General features: G+C 68.9%; 19 protein-coding genes. All 19 read left to right on the forward strand.

Going from position 1 to position 20,297, the window contains the following annotated elements:
* The first annotated feature begins 69 nt into the window (after positions 1-69).
* Positions 70-657, forward strand: coding sequence for a bifunctional pyr operon transcriptional regulator/uracil phosphoribosyltransferase PyrR (gene pyrR / locus AC59JP_RS05355; protein ID WP_497324573.1), 588 nt, complete (start codon positions 70-72; stop codon positions 655-657).
* On the forward strand, positions 654-1,607 hold the full coding sequence (locus AC59JP_RS05360) for an aspartate carbamoyltransferase catalytic subunit (RefSeq protein ID WP_497324574.1): 954 nt from the start codon (positions 654-656) through the stop codon (positions 1,605-1,607). Before pyrR ends, AC59JP_RS05360 begins: the two co-directional genes overlap by 4 nt.
* On the forward strand, positions 1,604-2,893 hold the full coding sequence (locus AC59JP_RS05365; protein WP_497324575.1) for a dihydroorotase: 1,290 nt from the start codon (positions 1,604-1,606) through the stop codon (positions 2,891-2,893). Before AC59JP_RS05360 ends, AC59JP_RS05365 begins: the two co-directional genes overlap by 4 nt.
* A 2-nt stretch (positions 2,894-2,895) precedes the next feature.
* Positions 2,896-3,417 (forward strand): PH-like domain-containing protein, encoded by a 522-nt coding sequence (locus AC59JP_RS05370; protein ID WP_497324576.1) that lies wholly within the window; start codon positions 2,896-2,898, stop codon positions 3,415-3,417.
* Positions 3,414-4,604: a glutamine-hydrolyzing carbamoyl-phosphate synthase small subunit gene (gene carA, locus AC59JP_RS05375; RefSeq protein WP_497324577.1), complete on the forward strand. Its 1,191-nt coding sequence runs from the start codon at positions 3,414-3,416 to the stop codon at positions 4,602-4,604. Before AC59JP_RS05370 ends, carA begins: the two co-directional genes overlap by 4 nt.
* Positions 4,604-7,963, forward strand: coding sequence for a carbamoyl-phosphate synthase large subunit (carB, locus tag AC59JP_RS05380; protein ID WP_497324578.1), 3,360 nt, complete (start codon positions 4,604-4,606; stop codon positions 7,961-7,963). The genes carA and carB overlap by 1 nt, the downstream gene beginning before the upstream one ends.
* Positions 7,960-8,781 (forward strand): orotidine-5'-phosphate decarboxylase, encoded by an 822-nt coding sequence (pyrF, locus tag AC59JP_RS05385; RefSeq protein WP_497324579.1) that lies wholly within the window; start codon positions 7,960-7,962, stop codon positions 8,779-8,781. Before carB ends, pyrF begins: the two co-directional genes overlap by 4 nt.
* Positions 8,782-8,889: 108 nt before the next feature.
* Entirely contained in the window at positions 8,890-9,210 is a 321-nt protein-coding gene (gene mihF, locus AC59JP_RS05390; protein WP_188545011.1) for an integration host factor, actinobacterial type, read from the forward strand.
* A gap of 7 nt (positions 9,211-9,217) precedes the next feature.
* Complete coding sequence (gmk, locus tag AC59JP_RS05395; RefSeq protein ID WP_497324580.1) at positions 9,218-9,823, forward strand: guanylate kinase; 606 nt, start codon at positions 9,218-9,220, stop codon at positions 9,821-9,823.
* A gap of 68 nt (positions 9,824-9,891) precedes the next feature.
* The gene (gene rpoZ / locus AC59JP_RS05400; protein WP_497324581.1) at positions 9,892-10,197 is read left to right on the forward strand and encodes a DNA-directed RNA polymerase subunit omega; all 306 of its coding nucleotides are present in this window, start codon (positions 9,892-9,894) and stop codon (positions 10,195-10,197) included.
* Positions 10,194-11,456 carry a bifunctional phosphopantothenoylcysteine decarboxylase/phosphopantothenate--cysteine ligase CoaBC gene (gene coaBC / locus AC59JP_RS05405; RefSeq protein WP_497324582.1) on the forward strand — a complete coding sequence of 421 codons (1,263 nt, stop codon included), beginning with the start codon at positions 10,194-10,196 and terminating at the stop codon, positions 11,454-11,456. Before rpoZ ends, coaBC begins: the two co-directional genes overlap by 4 nt.
* 140 nt (positions 11,457-11,596) lie before the next feature.
* Positions 11,597-12,811 (forward strand): methionine adenosyltransferase, encoded by a 1,215-nt coding sequence (gene metK / locus AC59JP_RS05410; RefSeq protein WP_497324583.1) that lies wholly within the window; start codon positions 11,597-11,599, stop codon positions 12,809-12,811.
* A 54-nt stretch (positions 12,812-12,865) separates the two neighbouring features.
* Positions 12,866-14,818 carry a primosomal protein N' gene (locus tag AC59JP_RS05415; RefSeq protein ID WP_497324584.1) on the forward strand — a complete coding sequence of 651 codons (1,953 nt, stop codon included), beginning with the start codon at positions 12,866-12,868 and terminating at the stop codon, positions 14,816-14,818.
* Positions 14,819-14,855: 37 nt separating this feature from the next.
* A complete protein-coding gene (gene fmt / locus AC59JP_RS05420) occupies positions 14,856-15,779 on the forward strand; it encodes a methionyl-tRNA formyltransferase (protein ID WP_497324585.1) in 924 nt (307 codons plus the stop codon).
* Positions 15,776-17,245 (forward strand): RsmB/NOP family class I SAM-dependent RNA methyltransferase, encoded by a 1,470-nt coding sequence (locus tag AC59JP_RS05425; RefSeq protein ID WP_497324586.1) that lies wholly within the window; start codon positions 15,776-15,778, stop codon positions 17,243-17,245. The genes fmt and AC59JP_RS05425 overlap by 4 nt, the downstream gene beginning before the upstream one ends.
* Entirely contained in the window at positions 17,245-17,913 is a 669-nt protein-coding gene (locus AC59JP_RS05430; protein WP_497324587.1) for an SGNH/GDSL hydrolase family protein, read from the forward strand. The genes AC59JP_RS05425 and AC59JP_RS05430 overlap by 1 nt, the downstream gene beginning before the upstream one ends.
* A 6-nt stretch (positions 17,914-17,919) precedes the next feature.
* Complete coding sequence (gene rpe / locus AC59JP_RS05435; RefSeq protein WP_497324588.1) at positions 17,920-18,600, forward strand: ribulose-phosphate 3-epimerase; 681 nt, start codon at positions 17,920-17,922, stop codon at positions 18,598-18,600.
* Positions 18,601-18,606: 6 nt separating this feature from the next.
* Positions 18,607-19,617 carry a bifunctional diaminohydroxyphosphoribosylaminopyrimidine deaminase/5-amino-6-(5-phosphoribosylamino)uracil reductase RibD gene (gene ribD, locus AC59JP_RS05440; protein ID WP_497324589.1) on the forward strand — a complete coding sequence of 337 codons (1,011 nt, stop codon included), beginning with the start codon at positions 18,607-18,609 and terminating at the stop codon, positions 19,615-19,617.
* A 13-nt stretch (positions 19,618-19,630) separates the two neighbouring features.
* Positions 19,631-20,236, forward strand: a complete 606-nt coding sequence (locus AC59JP_RS05445; RefSeq protein ID WP_497324590.1) for a riboflavin synthase — start codon at positions 19,631-19,633, stop codon at positions 20,234-20,236.
* Positions 20,237-20,297: the final 61 nt, after the last annotated feature.

A 20,297-nucleotide genomic window follows, 5' to 3' on the forward strand; every position in this document is an offset into this window, starting at 1 on the left:
CTTGCTATAGTTCTTCCGTTCGACATCCTTTAACGATCCGTCCAGTGAGGCGGAGAAGGAGGTCATGGTGTGACGCCGCCCTCTTCCGAGTCCGCCCGCGAGTTGTTGTCGTCGGCCGACGTCGGTCGCACGATCGCCCGCATGGCGCATCAGATCATCGAGAAGACCGCACTGGACGCGCCCGACGCGCCGCCGGTCATGCTCATCGGAATCCCCACCCGCGGATCCACGCTGGCCACCCGCCTCGCCGAACGCATCGAGGAATTCTCCGGCTTCCGCCCTCCCGTCGGATCGCTGGACATCACGCTCTATCGCGACGATCTCCGCAGCAAACCGCACCGCGCCCTCGAGCGGACCTCGGTTCCCGACGTCGGCGTCGACGGCGCTCTGGTCGTCCTGGTGGACGACGTTCTCTTCTCCGGCCGTTCGGTGCGCGCTGCACTCGACGCCCTACGTGACCTCGGTCGTCCCCGTGCGGTTCAACTCGCCGTTCTGGTGGACCGCGGGCACCGCGAGCTCCCGCTGCGCGCCGACTACGTGGGCAAGAACGTCCCGACCGCGCGCGACGAGGACGTGGCCGTGCTGCTCGTCGAACACGACGGCCGCGACGGCGTCGAACTCACCAGCGGACAGGGTTCCAGCGGGGCCGGGGCATGACGCGCCACCTGCTGACCGCATCCGGGCTCACCCGTGAGGCAGCGGTCGACATTCTCGACGAGGCCGTGCGATTCGAGCAGGCACTGCTCGGCCGAGACGTCCACAAACTTCCGACGCTGCGCGGCAAGACCGTGATGACCGTGTTCTACGAGAACTCCACCCGCACTCGGGTGTCGTTCGAGGTGGCCGGCAAGTGGATGAGCGCCGACGTGATCAACGTCAGCGGCAGCACGTCGTCCGCGTCCAAAGGCGAATCGTTGCGCGACACCGCCATGACGCTGCGAGCCGCCGGGGCCGACGCCCTGGTGGTACGGCACCCGGCGTCCGGTGCGGCGCACCAGATCGCGGCCTGGACAACCGATCCCGGCACGGGCAAGGGGCCGGCGGTCATCAACGCCGGTGACGGCACGCACGAGCACCCGACGCAGGCTCTTCTCGACGCGTTGACGTTGCGGCAGCGGCTCGGCGACATCGAGGGCCGGCGCATCGCGATCGTCGGCGACATCCTGCACAGCCGCGTCGCCAGGTCCAACGCGTTCCTGCTCGCGACGCTCGGCGCCGAGGTCGTCCTCGTGGCGCCGCGCACGCTGCTTCCGGCCGGGGTCGAGACATGGCCGGTCGCCGTCGCCGACTCGTTCGACGCGGAACTGCCCGCTCTCGACGCCGTGATGATGCTGCGTGTGCAGGCCGAGCGCATGAACGGCGGTTTCTTCCCCTCGGCCCGCGAGTACTCGGTGAACTTCGGGCTGTCGCAGAAGCGATTCGAGATGCTGCCCGAGCACGCGGTGGTTCTCCATCCGGGACCGATGCTGCGCGGAATGGAGATCGCGTTCTCGGTTGCGGACGCACCCGAAACGGCTGTGCTGCAACAGGTCACCAACGGTGTGCACGTCCGCATGGCCGTGTTGTTCCGGGCTCTCATCGGATCCGAGGAGGGTTCTCGATCATGACCGTTCTGCTGAAGGGTGTTCGTCCGTACGGGGAGGGCGATCCGGTCGACGTCCTGCTGGGCGACGGCGTCATCCTCGACATCGGCACCGACCTCGACACCGAGGCCGACGAGGTCGTCGACGCCCGCGGCCAGATCCTGTTGCCGGGATTCGTGGACATGCACACCCACGTCCGCGAGCCCGGCCGCGAAGACACCGAAACCATCGAAACCGGTTCTCTCGCAGCCGCTCGCGGCGGCTACACCGCGATCTTCGCGATGGCCAACACCAACCCCGTCGCCGACTCGGTCGTGGTCACCGACCACGTCTGGCGCCGAGGTCAGGAAGTCGGTCTGGTCGACGTCCACCCCGTCGGGGCCGTGACCGTGGGCCTCGAAGGCAAGCAACTCGCCGAGATGGGCACGATGGCGGCGGGAGTCGGCGGCGTTCGGCTCTTCTCCGACGACGGCCACTGCGTGGACGACCCGCTGCTCATGCGTCGCGCACTCGAATACTCCGCGGGGCTGGGCGTTCTCGTCGCGCAGCACGCCGAGGAGCCTCGCCTGACCAAGGGTGCCGTCGCACACGAAGGGGCGACCGCCGCGCGGCTCGGACTGGCCGGGTGGCCCCGCGCTGCGGAGGAATCGATCGTCGCGCGCGATGCACTGCTCGCCCGCGACGCCGGTGCGCGCGTTCACATCTGCCACGCGTCCACCGAGGGCACGGTCCAACTTCTCGCGTGGGCCAAAGGTCAGAACATCTCGATCACCGCCGAAGTCACACCACACCATCTCCTGCTCGACGACTCCCGGCTCGAGACGTACGACGCGGTGAACAAGGTGAACCCGCCGCTGCGCGAGGTCAGTGACGTCGAAGCGCTGCGCGCAGGTCTTGCCGACGGTGTGATCGACTGTGTCGCAACCGATCACGCGCCACACGCCGAGCAGGACAAGTGCTGTGAGTTCAGCGTCGCGCGGCCCGGAATGCTGGGGCTCGAGACGGCGCTGTCGATCGTGGTGAAGACCATGGTCGAGCCCGGTCTGCTCGACTGGCGCGGTGTTGCCCGCGTGATGAGCGAGCGCCCGGCCGAGATCGTCGGCCTCGACGATCAGGGCCGCCCCATCGAGGTCGGCGAACCCGCAAGCCTCGTTCTCGTCGATCCGACCGCGTCGTGGACGGTCGAGCGGGATCGCCTGGCCAGCCTGTCGCGCAACACCCCGTTCGATGCGCTGACGCTGCCGGCGCGCGTGACCGCAACGTTCCTGCGCGGGCGCATCACCCACAGCCGCGAAGAAGGAGTCGTCTGACCATGGACAGAGTGTGGCTCGTCATCGGATTCCTGGTGTTCTGGGCGGCCCTGATCGGGCTGATTCTGTGGGGATGGCGCGGACGGCAGAAGCGTCAGGTCGAGGCCGTCGGCGATCTTCCGCCCGTGCCCAGTGAGGTGGGCGACGAATTGATCGCTCCGGCAACCGGTTTGTACGTCGGCAGCACGATCGCGCCGAGCTGGCAGGACCGGATCGCGGTGGGCGACATCGGTCACCGTGCAACCGGCACCCTCACCCGATTCGGCAACGGCATCCTGCTGGACCGCACCGGGGAATCGCCGATCTGGGTGCCGCAGCGGTCGATTCGCGCCGTGCGCACCGAGCGCGGACTGGCCGGCAAGGTGATGACGAAGGACGGACTGCTGGTCATCCGGTGGGAGCTTCCGACGGGAACCGAGATCGACACGGGATTCCGCGCCGACGACAAGGACGTGTATCCGACGTGGGTGGAGGCATTCCCACCTGCGCCCGAGACGACAGACGACAAGAAGGAGACAGCGTGAGCAGCGGGCAGGCCGGAGGCCGGTCGGGGTTGAGCGGGCAGGCCGCCGTATTGGTGCTCGAGGATGGGCGGGTGTTTCGCGGGACGCAATTCGGCGCCGAAGGATCGACGCTCGGCGAAGCAGTGTTCTGCACCGGGATGACCGGATACCAGGAGACGCTCACCGACCCGAGCTACCACCGTCAGATCGTCGTCGCCACCGCACCGCAGATCGGCAACACGGGGTGGAACGGCGAGGACAACGAATCCGTGGGACCGGATGGCTCGCAGGAGGATTCGAAGATCTGGGTCGCCGGATACGCAGTTCGAAACCCGAGCCGTCGCAGCTCCAACTGGCGGGCGAGCGGCACGCTCGACGCCGAGCTCGTTCGGCAGGGCGTGGTGGGTATCGCCGGTATCGACACCCGCGCGGTGGTGCGCCATTTGCGCACCCGCGGGTCCATGGCCGCCGGAATCTTCTCGGGTGCGGAGCTTGCGGACGACGACACGTTGATCGACCGGGTGCGGTCCCAGCCCAGCATGCTGGGCGCCGATCTGGCGGGAGAGGTGTCCACCACCGGATCCGGATACGTCGTCGAGCCGGTCGGTGACCCTCGGTTCACCGTCGTTGCTCTCGACCTCGGCATCAAGACGAACACCCCGCGGATGTTCGCGCAGCGCGGCATTCGCGTCCACGTCGTGCCCGCGGCGACGACGATCGATCAGGTCCGCGAGTTGAAGCCCGACGGTGTCTTCCTCTCCAACGGCCCGGGTGACCCGGCCACGGCCGACCCGGTCGTGCGGCTCACCGAGGAGGTTCTCGGCGACGGTCTCCCGCTGTTCGGAATCTGCTTCGGCAACCAAATCCTCGGCCGCGCGCTGGGATTGGGAACGTACAAGATGAAGTTCGGGCACCGCGGCATGAACATTCCGGTGATCGAGCACAGCACCGGTCGCGTCGCCATCACGTCGCAGAACCACGGGTTCGCGCTGGAAGGCGAGGCGGGTGAGGAGTTCGACACGCCGTTCGGCCGGGCGATGGTCAGCCACGTCTGCGCGAACGACGGCACCGTCGAAGGTGTTCGTCTGCTGAACGATTCGGCCTTCTCGGTGCAGTACCACCCGGAGGCCGCAGCCGGTCCGCACGATGCGGAGTACCTCTTCGACCGCTTCTTCGGTCTCCTCGACAGCACGAAAGGCGCGCAGTAATGCCACGGCGCACAGACCTCCAGCACATCCTCGTGATCGGCTCCGGGCCGATCGTGATCGGTCAGGCCTGCGAGTTCGACTACTCGGGCACCCAGGCGTGCCGCGTCCTGCGCGCGGAGGGGTTGCGGGTCAGTCTCGTCAACTCCAATCCGGCCACGATCATGACGGACCCCGAGTTCGCCGACGCCACCTACGTCGAGCCGATCAACGCCGAGTTCGTCGAGAAGGTCATCCGCAAGGAAGCCGAGGAGGGTCATCCCATCGACGCCGTCCTGGCGACCCTCGGTGGGCAGACGGCACTGAACTGTGCCGTCGCACTGCACGAGCAGGGGATCCTCGAGAAGTACGGTGTCGAGCTGATCGGCGCCGACTTCGAGGCCATCCAGCGCGGCGAGGACCGGCAGAAGTTCAAGGACATCGTCGCCAAGGTCGGCGGCGAGAGCGCGCGGTCACGGGTCTGCTACACGATGGACGAGGTCCACGACACCGTCGCCGAGCTCGGCCTGCCCGTCGTCATCCGGCCCAGCTTCACCATGGGCGGTCTCGGCTCGGGAATGGCGTACACCACGGAGGACCTCGAGCGTCTGGCCGGCGGCGGTCTCGCGGCGTCGCCGTCCGCGAACGTACTCATCGAGGAGTCCATCTACGGATGGAAGGAGTACGAACTCGAGTTGATGCGCGACAACCGCGACAACGTCGTCATCGTCTGTTCCATCGAGAACGTCGATCCGATGGGCGTGCACACCGGCGACTCGATGACCGTCGCACCCGCGATGACGCTGACCGACCGCGAGTACCAGACGATGCGCGACCTCGGCATCGCGATCCTGCGCGAGGTCGGCGTGGACACGGGCGGCTGCAACATCCAGTTCGCGATCAACCCGGAGGACGGTCGCCTGATCGTCATCGAGATGAACCCGCGTGTGTCGCGCTCGAGCGCACTGGCCTCCAAGGCGACGGGATTCCCCATCGCGAAGATTGCCGCGAAGCTGGCCGTCGGCTACTCGCTCGACGAGATCGTCAACGACATCACCGGTGCGACCCCGGCCTGCTTCGAGCCGACGCTGGACTACGTGGTGGTCAAGGCGCCCCGCTTCGCGTTCGAGAAGTTCCCCGGCGCCGACGGCACCCTCACCACCACGATGAAGTCCGTCGGCGAAGCAATGTCGTTGGGCCGCAACTTCTCCGAGGCGCTGGGCAAGGTACTGCGGTCGCTCGAAACCAAGGGCGCCGGCTTCTGGACACTGTCCGACACCGCGTTGGCGGGGGAGCGGGCGACCGACCTGGACGCAGTGCTCGCCGACCTGAAGGTGCCCACCGAGGGCCGGATCTACGACGTCGAACTCGCGTTGCGGCTCGGCGGCACGGTCGAGCAGGTCGCCGCGGCGTCCGGCATCGACCCGTGGTTCGTCGACGTCGTGCTCGGCCTCGTCGAATTGCGCCAGGAACTGATCGAATCGCCCGTCGTCGACGAGGCACTGCTCCGACGCGCGAAGAACGCCGGGCTGTCGGATCGTCAGATCGCCGCGTTGCGGCCCGAGCTCGCCGGGGAGGACGGAGTGCGCTCGCTGCGGCACCGACTCGGCGTGCGGCCGGTCTACAAGACGGTCGACACCTGCGCCGCAGAGTTCGAGGCCAAGACTCCGTACCACTACTCGACGTACGAACTCGACCCGTCGGCCGAGTCCGAAGTGGCCCCGCAGACCGAGCGCGGCAAGGTGCTGATCCTGGGATCGGGCCCCAACCGCATCGGTCAGGGCATCGAGTTCGACTACTCGTGCGTGCACGCCGCAACGACGCTGTCACAGGCCGGCTACGAGACCGTCATGGTCAACTGCAACCCGGAAACGGTGTCGACCGACTACGACACGGCCGACCGGCTGTACTTCGAGCCGCTGACCTTCGAGGATGTCCTCGAGGTCTACATGGCCGAAGCGGAATCCGGTCAGGGCGGACCCGGCGTCGTCGGCGTCATCGTCCAACTGGGTGGTCAGACGCCTCTCGGCCTCGCGCAGCGCCTCGCCGAAGCCGGGGTGCCCATCGTCGGCACCTCTCCGGAAGCGATCGACCTGGCGGAGGACCGCGCCGAGTTCGGTGAGGTGCTCGCCGCCGCCGGGCTGCCCGCCGCCAAGTTCGGCACCGCGATCACCTTCGACGGCGCCAAGCGCATCGCCGCCGAGATCGGCTATCCGGTGCTGGTGCGGCCGTCGTACGTGCTGGGCGGACGCGGAATGGAAATCGTCTACGACGAGGCGTCGCTCGACGACTACATTTCGCGCGCCACCGAACTGACCCCGGAGCACCCCGTGCTCGTCGACAGATTCCTCGAGGACGCGATCGAGATCGACGTCGACGCGCTCTGCGACGGCACCGACGTCTACATCGGCGGCGTGATGGAGCACATCGAGGAGGCGGGCATCCACTCCGGCGACTCGGCGTGCGCACTGCCCCCGATCACGTTGGGCCGCACCGATATCGACGCGGTCCGTCGCTCCACCGAGGCGCTGGCGCACGGAATCGGGGTGCGAGGACTGCTCAACGTGCAGTACGCCCTGAAGGACGACGTGCTGTATGTGCTCGAAGCCAACCCGCGCGCGTCGCGCACGGTTCCGTTCGTCTCCAAGGCGACTGCAGTTCCGCTCGCCAAGGCGGCGGCGCGCATCATGCTGGGCGAGACCATCGCGGACCTGCGGGCGTCGGGTGTGCTGCCGGCCGAGGGCGACGGCGGACATGCCCTGTTCGACGCACCGGTGGCGGTCAAGGAGGCAGTGCTGCCCTTCAACCGGTTCCGCCGCTCGGACGGAAGCGGCATCGACTCTCTGCTGTCGCCGGAGATGAAGTCCACCGGCGAGGTGATGGGCATCGACGCCGACTTCGGCACGGCCTTCGCCAAGTCGCAGACCGCCGCATACGGGTCGCTCCCCACGACCGGATCGATCTTCGTCTCCATCGCCAACCGCGACAAGCGTTCGATGGTGTTCCCGGTCAAGCGCCTGGCCGACCTCGGTTTCCGCATCCTGGCCACCATCGGCACGGCAGAAATGCTGCGACGCAACGGCATTGCCAGCGAAGTGGTGCACAAGCACTCGGATTCGATCGACGAGGGCGAGCGGACCATCGTCGACCTGATTCGGGCCGGCGAGGTGGACATGGTGTTCAACACACCGTTCGGCAACTCCGGCCCCCGAGTCGACGGCTACGAGATCCGCAGTGCCGCGGTGGCCCGCAACATCCCCTGCATCACCACGGTGCAGGGCGCCGCGGCGGCGGTGCAGGGAATCGAAGCGTCGATGCGCGGCAACATCGGCGTGCGCTCGTTGCAGGACCTGCACAGTTCGATCTCCACCCCGGCCGTATGACCTGGGTGCAGCGTCTGCGTTCGGCGATCGCCGAACACGGCCGCCTGTGCGTCGGGATCGACCCACACCCCGGTCTGCTCGACTCGTGGGGGTGCGGCGACACCGTGGACGGCCTCCGGTCGTTCTCCGACGCGTGTGTCGAGGCGTTCGCCGGCGAGGTGGGTGTGGTCAAGCCTCAGGTCGCGTTCTTCGAGCGGTTCGGCTCCGCCGGGATGGCAGTGCTGGAGTCGGTCGTTCGCGATCTGCGTGCGGCGGGAACTCTGGTTCTCTCGGATGCGAAGAGGGGCGACATCGGCACCACCCTCGACGCGTACGCCTCCGCGTGGCTCTCGTCGAAGTCCCCGCTGAGCTCGGACGCAGTGACGCTGTCGCCGTACCTCGGTGTGGGCGCGCTGGCCCCGGCGATCGAGCTGGCGGCGGCCCGGGAGTGCGGCGTCTTCGTCCTCGCTCGAACGTCGAATGCGGAGGGCGCGCCCATACAGACGGCCGCCGATTCGAGCGGGGTGTCGGTGGCACAGCACGTCGTCGACGAGGCCGTCGGATGGAACGGCACAGTCGGCGACGAGACCGTCGGACTGGTCGTCGGTGCGACCCGAGGGCACGGACTCGACCTGACGTCGTTCGGCGGTCCGATCCTGGCGCCCGGGCTGGGCGCGCAGGGAGCCACCGCGGCCGATCTGCGAGAGATCTTTCCAGACTCACGAGAACTGTTGCTGCCCAGCTCTTCTCGTGACATCCTTCGTCGCGGGCCGGTGCCCGCGGATCTGCGAGACGCTGCTCGGCGCGTGCGCGACGACGTCGAAGATGCGCTGCTCTAGCCGACCCGAGAGGCCCGAAACTCGGCGGGGTCGAGTTCGCCAGGGCACGTAGGAATCGGTACGGTCGCAATCGCTCGAGAAGACAGAACCAAAGACATGGAGGAACCCGTGGCCCTTCCCGTACTGACCGACGAGCAGCGCGCTGCTGCTCTGCAGAAGGCGGCTGCTGCGCGTCGTGCCAGGGCCGAGCTCAAGGACCGCCTCAAGCGAGGCGGGACGGACCTGAAGCAGGTTCTGAAGGACGCGGAGGACGACGAGATCCTCGGCAAGATGAAGGTGTCCGCGCTGCTCGAAGCGCTGCCGAAGGTAGGCAAGGTCAAGGCTCAGGAGATCATGACCGAGCTCGAGATCGCGCCGACCCGTCGTTTGCGCGGCCTCGGCGACCGTCAGCGCAAGGCGCTGCTCGCCAGGTTCGACTTCGAAGCCTGACCCTGACGTGACCAACGGCGAGGTGACCGACAGCGGGAAAGAGAAGGGTCGACTTGTCGTTCTGGCCGGTCCGTCCGCCGTCGGTAAGTCCAGCGTCGTCGAGCAGATACGCCGTCGACTTCCCGATCTGCACTTCAGTGTGTCCGCCACCACGCGGGCACCGCGCCCCGGCGAAGTCGACGGGCGCGACTACTGGTTCGTGAGCAACGACGAGTTCGACCGCATGATCGCCGACGGTGAACTGCTCGAATGGGCCGAAATTCACGGCGGGCTCCAGCGCAGCGGCACACCGGCGGCGCCCGTCCGAGCCGCACTGGACGCGGGCGATCCGGTGCTGCTGGAGGTGGACCTGGCCGGAGCCCGTTCCGTACGTCAGGTGGCGCCCGACGCTCTGCTGGTTTTTCTCGCTCCGCCGGACTGGGAGACGCTGGTCTCACGGCTTACCGGCAGGGGCACGGAACCGGCCGACGTGATCGAGCGTCGACTGGCGACCGCGCAGGTCGAACTGGCCGCGCAGACGGAGTTCGACACCACCATCGTGAACCACGATGTCGAGAGTGCGAGCGACGAGTTGGTATCCTTGTTGGTCGGTGGTCGATCGCAGGCGCGCTGAGTGCGCTCGTTTCGATGCTCCGGCCCAGCTAGACGCATGATTTTGACGAGGTTTTAGGAGCATATTCAGTGAGCAGTCCCGTAGCGAACGTGTCCGATTCGGTGTCCCGTTCCGAGGTGCCGGCGTACGACACCCCGCTCGGTATCACCAATCCGCCGATCGACGAGCTCCTCGATCGCACGTCGTCGAAGTACGCCTTGGTGATCTACGCGGCCAAGCGCGCACGCCAGATCAACGACTACTACAACCAGCTCGGTGACGGCATCCTCGAGTACGTCGGCCCGCTCGTCGAGCCGGGTCTGCAGGAGAAGCCGCTGTCCATCGCGCTGCGCGAGATCCACGCCGATCTTCTCGAGCACGTCGAAGGCGAGTGAGCTCTCACTCCGTGAACGCCGGTAGGCGTCACGTCGTCGTCGGTGTCGGGGGAGGCATCGCGGCCTACAAGGCGTGCTCTCTGATCCGCGCGTTCAGCGAAGCCGGTGACAGCGTCCGGGTCATCCCGACCGAGTCGGCACTGAACTTCGTCGGTCGCGCCACGTTCGAGGCCCTGTCGGGCAACCCGGTGCACACCGGCGTTTTCGCCGACGTGCCCGAGGTGCCTCACGTCCGTCTCGGGCAGGAGGCCGACCTTGTGGTGATCGCGCCCGCGACGGCCGACCTGCTTTCTCGCGCGGCGACGGGCCGTGCCGACGACCTGTTGACGGCGACCTTGCTCACCGCACGGTGCCCGGTGGTCTTCGCGCCCGCCATGCACACCGAGATGTGGGAGCACCCCGCCACGGCCGCGAACGTCGAGACGCTGCGCAGCCGCGGCGCTGTCGTCATCGAGCCTGCCTCCGGTCGCTTGACCGGCAGCGACACCGGCGCGGGCCGGCTGCCCGACACCGACGAGATCGTCGCGATCGCGCGATTGATCGTCGAGCGGCGCGACGCACTGACTCGCGACCTCGTCGGCCGCAAGATCGTGGTGTCGGCCGGCGGCACACGTGAACCCCTCGACCCCGTCCGGTTCCTCGGCAACCGGAGCTCCGGCAAGCAGGGTTACGCGCTCGCCCGCGTCGCCGCGCAGCGCGGAGCGGACGTCACTCTGGTGTCCGGCTTCACCGCGGACCTCGAGCCGCCCGCAGCCGTCGACGTCGTGCACGTGCGTACCGCAGCGGACATGCGTGCCGCGGTCGACAGCTGTGCAGCCGGCGCCGACGCCGTGATCATGGCAGCCGCGGTCGCGGACTTCCGTCCGAGCACCGTGGCGGCCAGCAAGATCAAGAAGGGTGCGGACGAGCCCGACACCATCCCGCTGACGCGCAACGACGACATCCTCGCCGGACTGGTCACCTCGCGCGCCGACGGAACGTTGCCCGCCGAACTCGTCATCGTCGGTTTCGCCGCCGAGACCGGCGATCAGCACGGCGACGTCCTGACGCACGCGCGGGCCAAGCTCGCGCGCAAGGGATGCGACCTGCTCGTGGTGAACGCCGTCGGCGAGGGCAAAGCGTTCGAGATGGAGGACAACGACGGGTGGATGCTCTCCGCCGACGGGTCGGAGTCCGCACTCGAACACGGGTCGAAGGCCCTGCTGTCCTCGCGGGTTCTCGACGCCGTGGGTGGGTTGCTCGAATCCCGGACGGGGTAGCAGAGATATGTGCAGCGTGATCCCGGGTCTGTCGACTGTCAGTGGTCACGTCTAGGGTTTCTCGAGGGTTTGTGCCGCACACGTTCCAGATCAGTATCAGCCAGACCAGTTCCAGCCATCAGCAGCGATAGGGAGTTCCGTTGAGCAAGGCCGGCAGTCGACTATTCACCAGCGAGTCCGTGACCGAGGGTCACCCGGACAAGATCTGTGACGCGATCAGTGACTCCATCCTGGACGCCCTGCTCACCGAGGACCCGCGGGCGCGTGTCGCCGTGGAGACGCTGGTGACCACCGGCCAGGTTCACGTCGCCGGTGAGGTCAACACCACCGCGTACGCCGACATCCCGCACATCGTGCGCGAGAAGGTGCTCGAGATAGGGTACGACTCGTCGGCCAAGGGCTTCGACGGCAACTCGTGCGGCGTCAACGTGGCCATCGGCGCACAGTCGCCCGAGATCGCGCAGGGCGTCGACAACGCCTACGAGTCGCGGGTCGAGGGTCTCACCGACGACGAGATCGATCGTCAGGGCGCCGGCGACCAGGGACTGATGTTCGGTTACGCCATCAAGGACACGCCCGAGCTGATGCCGCTTCCGATCGCGTTGGCACACCGGCTCGCCCGTCGTCTGACCGAGGTGCGCAAGACCGAGGTGCTTCCGTACCTGCGGCCCGACGGCAAGACCCAGGTCACCATCGAATACGAGGGCAACAAGGCGGTGCGCCTCGACACGGTCGTGGTGTCCACGCAGCACGCCGCGGACATCGATCTCGAGAAGATGCTCACCCCCGACATCCGTCAGCACGTCGTCGACGCCGTACTCGCCGAGCTCGGCCACGACTCGCTCGACACCTCCGATGTGCGCCTTCTGGTGAACCCGACGGGCAAGTTCGTTCTCGGTGGTCCGATGGGCGACGCGGGACTGACCGGACGCAAGATCATCGTCGACACCTACGGCGGCTGGGCTCGGCACGGCGGCGGAGCCTTCTCGGGCAAGGACCCGTCGAAGGTCGACCGCAGTGCCGCGTACGCCATGCGCTGGGTTGCCAAGAACGTCGTGGCTGCCGACCTCGCGGAACGCGTCGAGGTGCAGGTTGCCTACGCCATCGGCAAGGCGGCTCCCGTCGGGCTGTTCGTCGAGACCTTCGGTACCGAGACGGCCGATCCGGCGCGGATCCAGAAGGCCATCACCGAAGTGTTCGACCTGCGACCGGGCGCGATCATTCGCGACCTGGACCTACTTCGTCCGATCTACGCGCCGACCGCCGCGTACGGCCACTTCGGCCGCACCGACATCGACCTTCCGTGGGAGAACACAGACCGCGCAGACAAATTGCGCGCGGCCGTGGGCGCCTAGAGCCGCTTGCCCGAGACAGACGGGTCGGCACTGCCGATCGCCAGGGTGTTGCCCATGCTCTCCCTGGCGCATCTGGATCGCGAGTTCGACTATCTGGTTCCGGCCGAACTCGACGAGCAGGCACAGCCGGGGGTTCGCGTGCGGGTGCGCTTCGCCGGCCGCCTGGTCGACGGGTTCGTCCTCGACCGGATCGCGGCGAGCGATCACCCCGGCAAACTCGGCAAGGTCGAGAAGGTCGTCTCGCCCGAGCGAGTCTTGACCCCGGACATCGCGGCCCTGGTAGGCGTGGTCGCGGCCCGCTACGCCGGGACCCGCTCGGATGTTCTTCGACTCGCCATCCCGCCGCGCCACGCGCGCGTGGAGGCGGAGACCCCCGCCCAGCCGCCCGTCGTCACCGATCCGGTGATCGACGCGGACGCGTGGAGCGACTACGACCACGGCGCCGAGTTCGTCGCCGCGGTGCGCGACGGTCGCGGGCCCCGCGCGGTGTGGCAGGCCCACCCCGGTGAGGACTGGGCTCGGCGGCTCGCCGAACTCGCGGCCGTCACGGCGGCCACCGGGAGGACGTCGCTGATCGTCGTGCCGGACCAGCGCGATCTCGACCGCGTCGCGGCGCACTGTGTGGAGTTGGCGGGCGCCGAGTCCGTGGTAGCGCTCGCGGCGGGACTGGGACCGGCGGCGCGATACCGTCGGTGGCTCGCCGTACTGCGCGGGACTGCGCGCATCGTCGTCGGCACGCGCAGTGCCGTCTTCGCACCGCTCGCCGACCTCGGCCTCGTCGCAATCTGGGACGACGGCGACGACAGTCATTCCGAACCGCGCGCGCCCTATCCGCATGCACGTGAAGTGGCGCTGCTGCGAGCCCACGGCACCGGATGCGCCGCGGTGGTCGGTGCGTTCGCCCGCACCGCCGAAGCGCAGGCACTGGCCGACACCGGCTGGGCTCACGACCTCGTGGCGACGCGGGACACCGTTCGCCGCCACGCGCCGAAGATCACGGCACTGGCCGACAGCGACCACGCGCTCGCGCGCGACCCCGGAGCCCGCGCGGCCCGGCTGCCCGGCATCGCGTTCGCGGCCGCGAGGTCTGCTCTCGCCGCGGGACGCGGTGTCCTCGTGCAGGTTCCGCGCGGCGGGTACGTTCCCTCCCTGGCGTGCGGCAAGTGCCGCACGCCCGCACGATGCCGACGGTGCCACGGGCCCCTCGCGCTGCCGTCCGCGGTGGGACCGGAAGGTTCGGGAACTCCGACCTGCAAGTGGTGCGGCATCGCGGACTCGATGTTCCGCTGCCCCACGTGCGGCTCGCGCGCACTGCGCGCCGTCGTGGTCGGAGCGGGCAGAACGGCCGAAGAACTCGGGCGGGCGTTCGCCGGCGTCACCGTCCGCATGTCCGGCGGTGCGTCGGTCCTCGACGAGGTGCCCGCGGGGCCTGCCCTCGTCGTCGCCACCGTCGGCGCGGAACCGGTGATGCCCGGTGGGTACGGGGCCGCGCTGCTGCTCGACGGATGGGCACTGCTCGGACGAGCCGACCTGCGAGCAACGGAGGAGACGTTGCGCCGGTGGATGAACGCCGCGACTCTGGTCACATCACACGCCGACGGCGGCGAAGTGGTGGTGGTGGCCGATTCGTCGCTTCCCACGGTGCAGGGTTTGGTTCGGTGGGACCCGGTGGGCCGCGCGCAGGCCGAACTTGCCGAACGCGCCGAAGTGCTGCTTCCCCCGGCCGTGCATCTGGCCGCGATCGACGGGTCGTCCGAGGCGCTCGCGCAGCTGCTCGAGCAAGCCGACCTGCCGGACTCGGCGGAGGTGCTGGGCCCGGTGGACCTGCCGGACGGGGAGTCCATGCCCGGCGCGGACACCGGACCCGTGGAACGCATGCTGGTGCGGGTTCCGCGGATGTCGGGTGGGGCCCTGGCACGCGCGCTCGCCGAAGCGCGTGCGCTCCTCGGTGCCAAGAAGTCCACCGCAGCGCTGCGCGTGCAGATCGACCCTGTCCGCATAGGCTGAACCGTCCGCTCCCGACCCCATCGGAGGATTTGCTTTCGTGCGCATCGTGTTCGCCGGCACGCCGGAACCCGCTCTGCCGTCTCTCGCCGCGTTGATCGCATCACCGCGGCACGACGTGGTCGCCGTGGTGAGCCGGCCCGACACCGTATCCGGCCGTGGCCGCAAGGCGACCCGCTCGCCCGTGGCCGAGCTGGCGGACGAACACGCGATTCCGGTTCTGGCGCCCGCCAAGGCGTCGGACCCCGCATTCCTGACCGAGCTCACCGATCTGGCGCCCGACTGCTGCCCGGTCGTGGCGTACGGCTCGCTGCTGCGCCGATCGGTTCTCGACGTTCCCCGGTTCGGGTGGGTCAATCTGCACTTCTCGTTGTTGCCGGCGTGGCGCGGGGCCGCGCCCGTGCAGGCGGCGATCGCCGCGGGAGACGAGGTGACCGGCGCGTCGACCTTCCTGCTCGACGACGGGATGGACACCGGTCCTGTGTTCGGCGTGATGACGGAGCGAGTGCGGTCCGACGACACCGCCGGTTCGCTGCTCGGCCGCCTCGCCGAGGGGGGAGCGAGGCTTCTCGTATCGACTCTCGACGCCATCGAGGACGGAACGGTCACCGCAGTTCCGCAGAGCACCGACGGCGTGTCGATGGCGCCGAAGGTCACCACCGAGTCGGCACACGTGGACTGGTCGGCTCCCGCCGTCGCCATCGACCGGCTGATTCGCTCCGTCACCCCGGCACCTGGCGCGTGGACGGAGATCGGTGACGTCCGCATCAAACTCGGTCCGGTGACGGTCACGGACGAGGTTCTCCCCGCGGGGGCGGTCGAGGTTCGTCGCAAGTCCGTTCTGATCGGAACGGCAAGCAGCGCAGTCGAACTCGGTACGGTCCAACCTCCCGGAAAGAAGCCGATGGCGGCAAACGACTGGGCCCGCGGTGCACGGCTCGAAGGATCGGTGGTGGCGCGATGAGCGAGAAGAAGGCGGGCAGTTCGCCCGGACGTCGAGGCGGGGGCCGCCCGAACACGCGCGGCAACACTCGCCCGAAGCAGCCGTCGCGGCCCAATCCGTCCGAGGCGGCTCTGGATCCGGCGCGACTGGCCGCGCGGGACGTCCTGCGGGCGGTGCGCGAGCGAGAGGCGTACGCGAACCTGGTCCTGCCGGGCCTGCTGCGGGAGCGTCGACTCGACGCCCGCGACAGCGCGTTGGCCACCGAGCTCGCCTACGGGACCTCACGCGCACGCGGTGTGCTCGACCCGGTGATCGCCCATGCCGCCGGCCGCGACACGTCCGAGATCGACGGACCGCTGCTGGACGTGTTGCGTCTCGGGGCCTACCAGTTGCTCCGAACCAGGGTCGCCCCGCACGCCGCCGTCGCCACCTCCGTCGATCTGGTGCGCAGTGAATTCGGGCCGGGTCAGGCGGGTTTCGTCAACGCGGTGCTTCGGCGCGTCTCCGAACGCAGTGCCGACGAGTGGACCGCCATGCTCGCCCCACCCGCCGAGAAGGACCCGGTGGGGCACCTGGCGTTCGCGCACGCACATCCGGCGTGGATCGCTCAGGCGTTCTCCGATTCCCTCGGTGCGCACGCCGCCGAACTCGAGGACGCGCTGATCGCCGACGACGCCCGGCCCGCCGTCCATCTGGTGGCGCGGCCGGGAGAGATCTCGGCGGAAGAACTGGCTCTGGTCACCGGGGGAGAGGTGGGCCGGTTCTCGCCCTACGCGGTGTACCTCGACGGAGGCGATCCCGGCCGTCTGGACGCCGTCCGCGACGGTCTCGCCGCCGTGCAGGACGAGGGCAGCCAACTGGTGGCGCGCGCGCTGACGGCGGCTCCTCTCGACGGCCCGGACGGTGGGCGGTGGCTCGACCTCTGCGCCGGACCCGGCGGGAAAGCCGCCCTGCTCGGAGCGCTGGCGGCCATCGACGGCTTCCGAGTGGACGCGGTGGAACCTGCCGAGCATCGAGCGGAACTGGTCCGCAAAACCGCACGCGATCTGCCCGTGGACGTCCACGTCGTCGACGGCCGCGAGTCGGGCCTCACGCCCGGCTACGACCGAATTCTGATCGACGCTCCATGCACCGGCCTGGGAGCGCTGCGCCGGCGACCCGAAGCGCGGTGGCGCAGACAGCCGTCGGACGTGGCTGCGCTCGTGAAGCTGCAGCGCGAATTGCTCGCTGCCGCAGTGAGTCTGGTGCGCCCGGGTGGTGTGGTCCTGTATTCGACGTGCTCGCCGCACCTGTCCGAGACCGTGGGGGTGGTGGCCGACGCCGTTCGCCGCCACGGCGTCGAACCACTCGACACCCGAGAGCTGGTGCCGGGCGTTCCCGATCTCGGTCCGGGCCCGCACGTACAGCTGTGGCCGCACCGCCAGGGCACCGACGCCATGTTCATGGCGGCGCTGCGAGTGCCGGCGACGGCAGGTACAACTGACTGATGGACATCAGGCGGGCGGCGGCGTGCTGCCTCCTCGTCGTCACTTTGTCCGCCTGTTCCACTGACCCGCCGCCGTCCACCGCTCCGGTGAACGTGGTGTCGCCGCCCGCTCAGACCGCGGTCGCGGTCATCGGGGACTCGTTCTCCTCCGGCTCCGACAACGACGTGATCTGGCCCGAGGTGCTGGCCGATCGTTACGGATGGGATCTCGAGAACGCCAGCCAGGGCGGAGCCGGCTACGTCGCCGGTGAGGGCATCCTGGGAACTTTCGCCGACCAGGTGGACGCAGTGGTCGCGCACCCCGTGGACGTCGTGCTCGTCGTCGGAAGCGAGAACGACGTCGACGCGGACCCCGGCGATGTGGGCGTCGCCGCGTCGGATCTCTACCGCCGGCTCGAGCTCGAAGCTCCGTCCGCGCGCGTGGTGGTCATCGGCCCCATCTGGAGCGTCGGCGACCCGCCGCCCGAACTCACCGCGGTGGGCGACGCGGTGAAATCCGCTGCGGAGGCGGCGAAGCTGAGCTACGTCGACCCTCTGCCGCTGCACTGGCTCGCAGACCCGGCGCTGATCCAGGAGGACGGCGACCACCCCACCGACCTCGGACAGGCCCAACTCGCCGACGACATCTCGGACGCTCTCGGAGGGGTGGACCAGGACCTACTAGGCTGACCGCTCGTGGCCCAACCGATGATCGCCCCCTCGATACTGTCCGCTGACTTCTCCCGCCTCGCCGACGAAGCGGCGGCCGTGCACGGGTCCGAATGGCTGCACGTCGACGTCATGGACGCGCACTTCGTTCCCAATCTGACCCTGGGGCTGCCCGTCGTGCAGTCGCTTCTGACCGCGACGGACATCCCGCTCGACTGCCATCTGATGATCGACGATCCGGGCCGCTGGGCCCCGCCGTACGCCGAAGCGGGCGCCCACAACGTCACGTTCCACGCCGAGGCCACCGACGATCCCGTCGCCGTGGCGAAGGACATTCGTGCGGCCGGGGCTCGCGCGGGACTGTCCATCAAGCCGGACACCCCGATCGAGCCATATCTCGAGATTCTGAAGAACTTCGACACTCTTCTGGTGATGAGCGTCGAGCCGGGCTTCGGCGGGCAGAGCTTCATCGAGGCCGTGCTGAGCAAGGCGCGTGCGGTCCGTCGGTTGGTGGACTCGGGTGAGCTGAACCTGCTCGTCGAGATCGACGGCGGCATCAACGCCGACACGATCACCGCCGCAGCCGAGGCCGGCGTCGACTGTTTCGTAGCCGGGTCGGCCGTCTACAACACCGAGGACCCGGCCGCCGCGGTGGCGTCGCTGCGTGCCGCGGCCGCCGCGGCCTCCCCGCACCTCACCCTGGCCTGAGCCCACATGGCGCTCGATGTCGCGGCAGCGATGCGGCTGGCCGTCGAGGCGTCGGAGAACGCACGCGGCAGTTCCACACCCAACCCACCCGTGGGAGCGGTGATTCTGAACGCGGTCGGAGACGTCGTCGGCGTCGGGCACACGTCACCGGCCGGGGGCCCGCACGCCGAGGTCAACGCGCTGCGCGCGGCGGGAGACTTCGCACGCGGCGGCACGGCCGTGGTCACGTTGGAGCCGTGCAATCACACGGGCCGCACCGGCCCCTGCACGCGAGCGCTGATCGAGGCCGGCGTGTCCTCCGTGGTGTTCGCCGTCACCGACCCGAACCCCGTCGCGTCCGGCGGGGCGCAGGCGCTCGAATCAGCCGGGATCACGGTCACCGCGGGCGTCGACACCGACCTCGTGTCGGCCGGTCCGCTGCGCGCCTGGCTCCACCGGCAGCGCACCGGGCGACCCCATGTCACCTGGAAGTACGCGGCGTCGCTGGACGGACGGATCGCGGCCGCGGACGGAACCAGTCGGTGGATCACCGGCCCGGAGGCCCGCGCGCACGTGCACGCCGAGCGCGCCAAGATCGACGCCGTGATCGTGGGAACCGGCACGGTTTTCGCCGACGACCCGTGGCTCACCGCCCGACTGCCCGACGGCTCGCTCGCCCCGCGCCAACCGGTCCGCGTCGTCGTCGGGCATCGCGCGATCGCGCCCACCGCCCGCATTCTCGACGGGTCGGCCGAGACGAGGATGGTCCGCTCCCACGACCCGCACGCGGTGCTCGATGCGCTGAGCGATCTCGGCGACGTGGTGCTCGAGGGCGGGCCGACGGTGGTGGGGTCGTTTCTGGCCGCCGGCCTCGTCGACCGCGTGACCGCGTACATCGCACCCGTGATTCTCGGCGCTGGCCCTGTGGTCTCGGCGGAGGCCGGGGTGGGAACGATCGCCGATGCGTTGCGGTTCCGCCGAGAATCGGTGCGTACGTTCGGTCCGGATACGCTGATCAGCCTGACGCCCGACCGCTGACGAGGAGCTGAGTGTGTTCACCGGAATAGTCGAAGAACTCGGTCACGTGGTGGCCAAGGAAGAGCTGGGCGACGCCGCACGGTTCACCGTGCAGGGCCCGCTGGTGACGTCCGACGCGTCGCACGGGGACTCGATCGCGGTGAACGGGGTGTGCCTGACCGTCGTCGACGTGGTCGACGGATCGTTCACGGCAGATGTGATGCAGGAAACGCTGAACCGCTCGAGCCTGCAGAACCTTGCGGTGGGAAGCGCGGTCAACCTCGAACGCGCCGCGGCGGTCAACAGCCGACTCGGCGGGCACATCGTGCAGGGACACGTGGACGGTACGGGTCACGTGATCTCCCGAACACCGTCCGAGCACTGGACTGTCGTGCGAATCTCGCTGCCCGACAGCATCTCTCGCTATGTGGTGGAGAAGGGCTCGATCACGGTGGACGGGGTGTCCCTCACCGTCTCCGCGCTCGGCGGCACCACGGGTGACGAATTCTTCGAGATTTCGCTGATCCCGACGACTCTCGACCTCACGACTCTGGGCGGCGCCGAGCCCGGGACGCCGGTCAATCTCGAGGTCGACATCATCGCCAAGTACGTCGAGCGGTTGCAGAACGCCCGCCCGTGAGGTCGTACGCTGGAGGAAACGATCTACTCGGCTCTGCGAGTAGCGAACGTGGGGAGCGCAA

The organism is Rhodococcus sp. 320_ES, from assembly GCF_059691855.1.

Excerpts from the sequence above, each read along its gene's own strand:
- carB (WP_497324578.1), top strand. The coding sequence starts at position 4,604 with ATGCCACGGCGCACAGACCTCCAGCACATCCTCGTGATCGGCTCCGGG.
- ribD (WP_497324589.1), top strand. The coding sequence starts at position 18,607 with ATGGCGCTCGATGTCGCGGCAGCGATGCGGCTGGCCGTCGAGGCGTCG.
- AC59JP_RS05425 (WP_497324586.1), top strand. The coding sequence starts at position 15,776 with ATGAGCGAGAAGAAGGCGGGCAGTTCGCCCGGACGTCGAGGCGGGGGC.
- AC59JP_RS05365 (WP_497324575.1), top strand. The coding sequence starts at position 1,604 with ATGACCGTTCTGCTGAAGGGTGTTCGTCCGTACGGGGAGGGCGATCCG.
- pyrF (WP_497324579.1), top strand. The coding sequence starts at position 7,960 with ATGACCTGGGTGCAGCGTCTGCGTTCGGCGATCGCCGAACACGGCCGC.
- AC59JP_RS05415 (WP_497324584.1), top strand. The coding sequence starts at position 12,866 with ATGCTCTCCCTGGCGCATCTGGATCGCGAGTTCGACTATCTGGTTCCG.
- AC59JP_RS05370 (WP_497324576.1), top strand. The coding sequence starts at position 2,896 with ATGGACAGAGTGTGGCTCGTCATCGGATTCCTGGTGTTCTGGGCGGCC.
- AC59JP_RS05430 (WP_497324587.1), top strand. The coding sequence starts at position 17,245 with ATGGACATCAGGCGGGCGGCGGCGTGCTGCCTCCTCGTCGTCACTTTG.
- AC59JP_RS05360 (WP_497324574.1), top strand. The coding sequence starts at position 654 with ATGACGCGCCACCTGCTGACCGCATCCGGGCTCACCCGTGAGGCAGCG.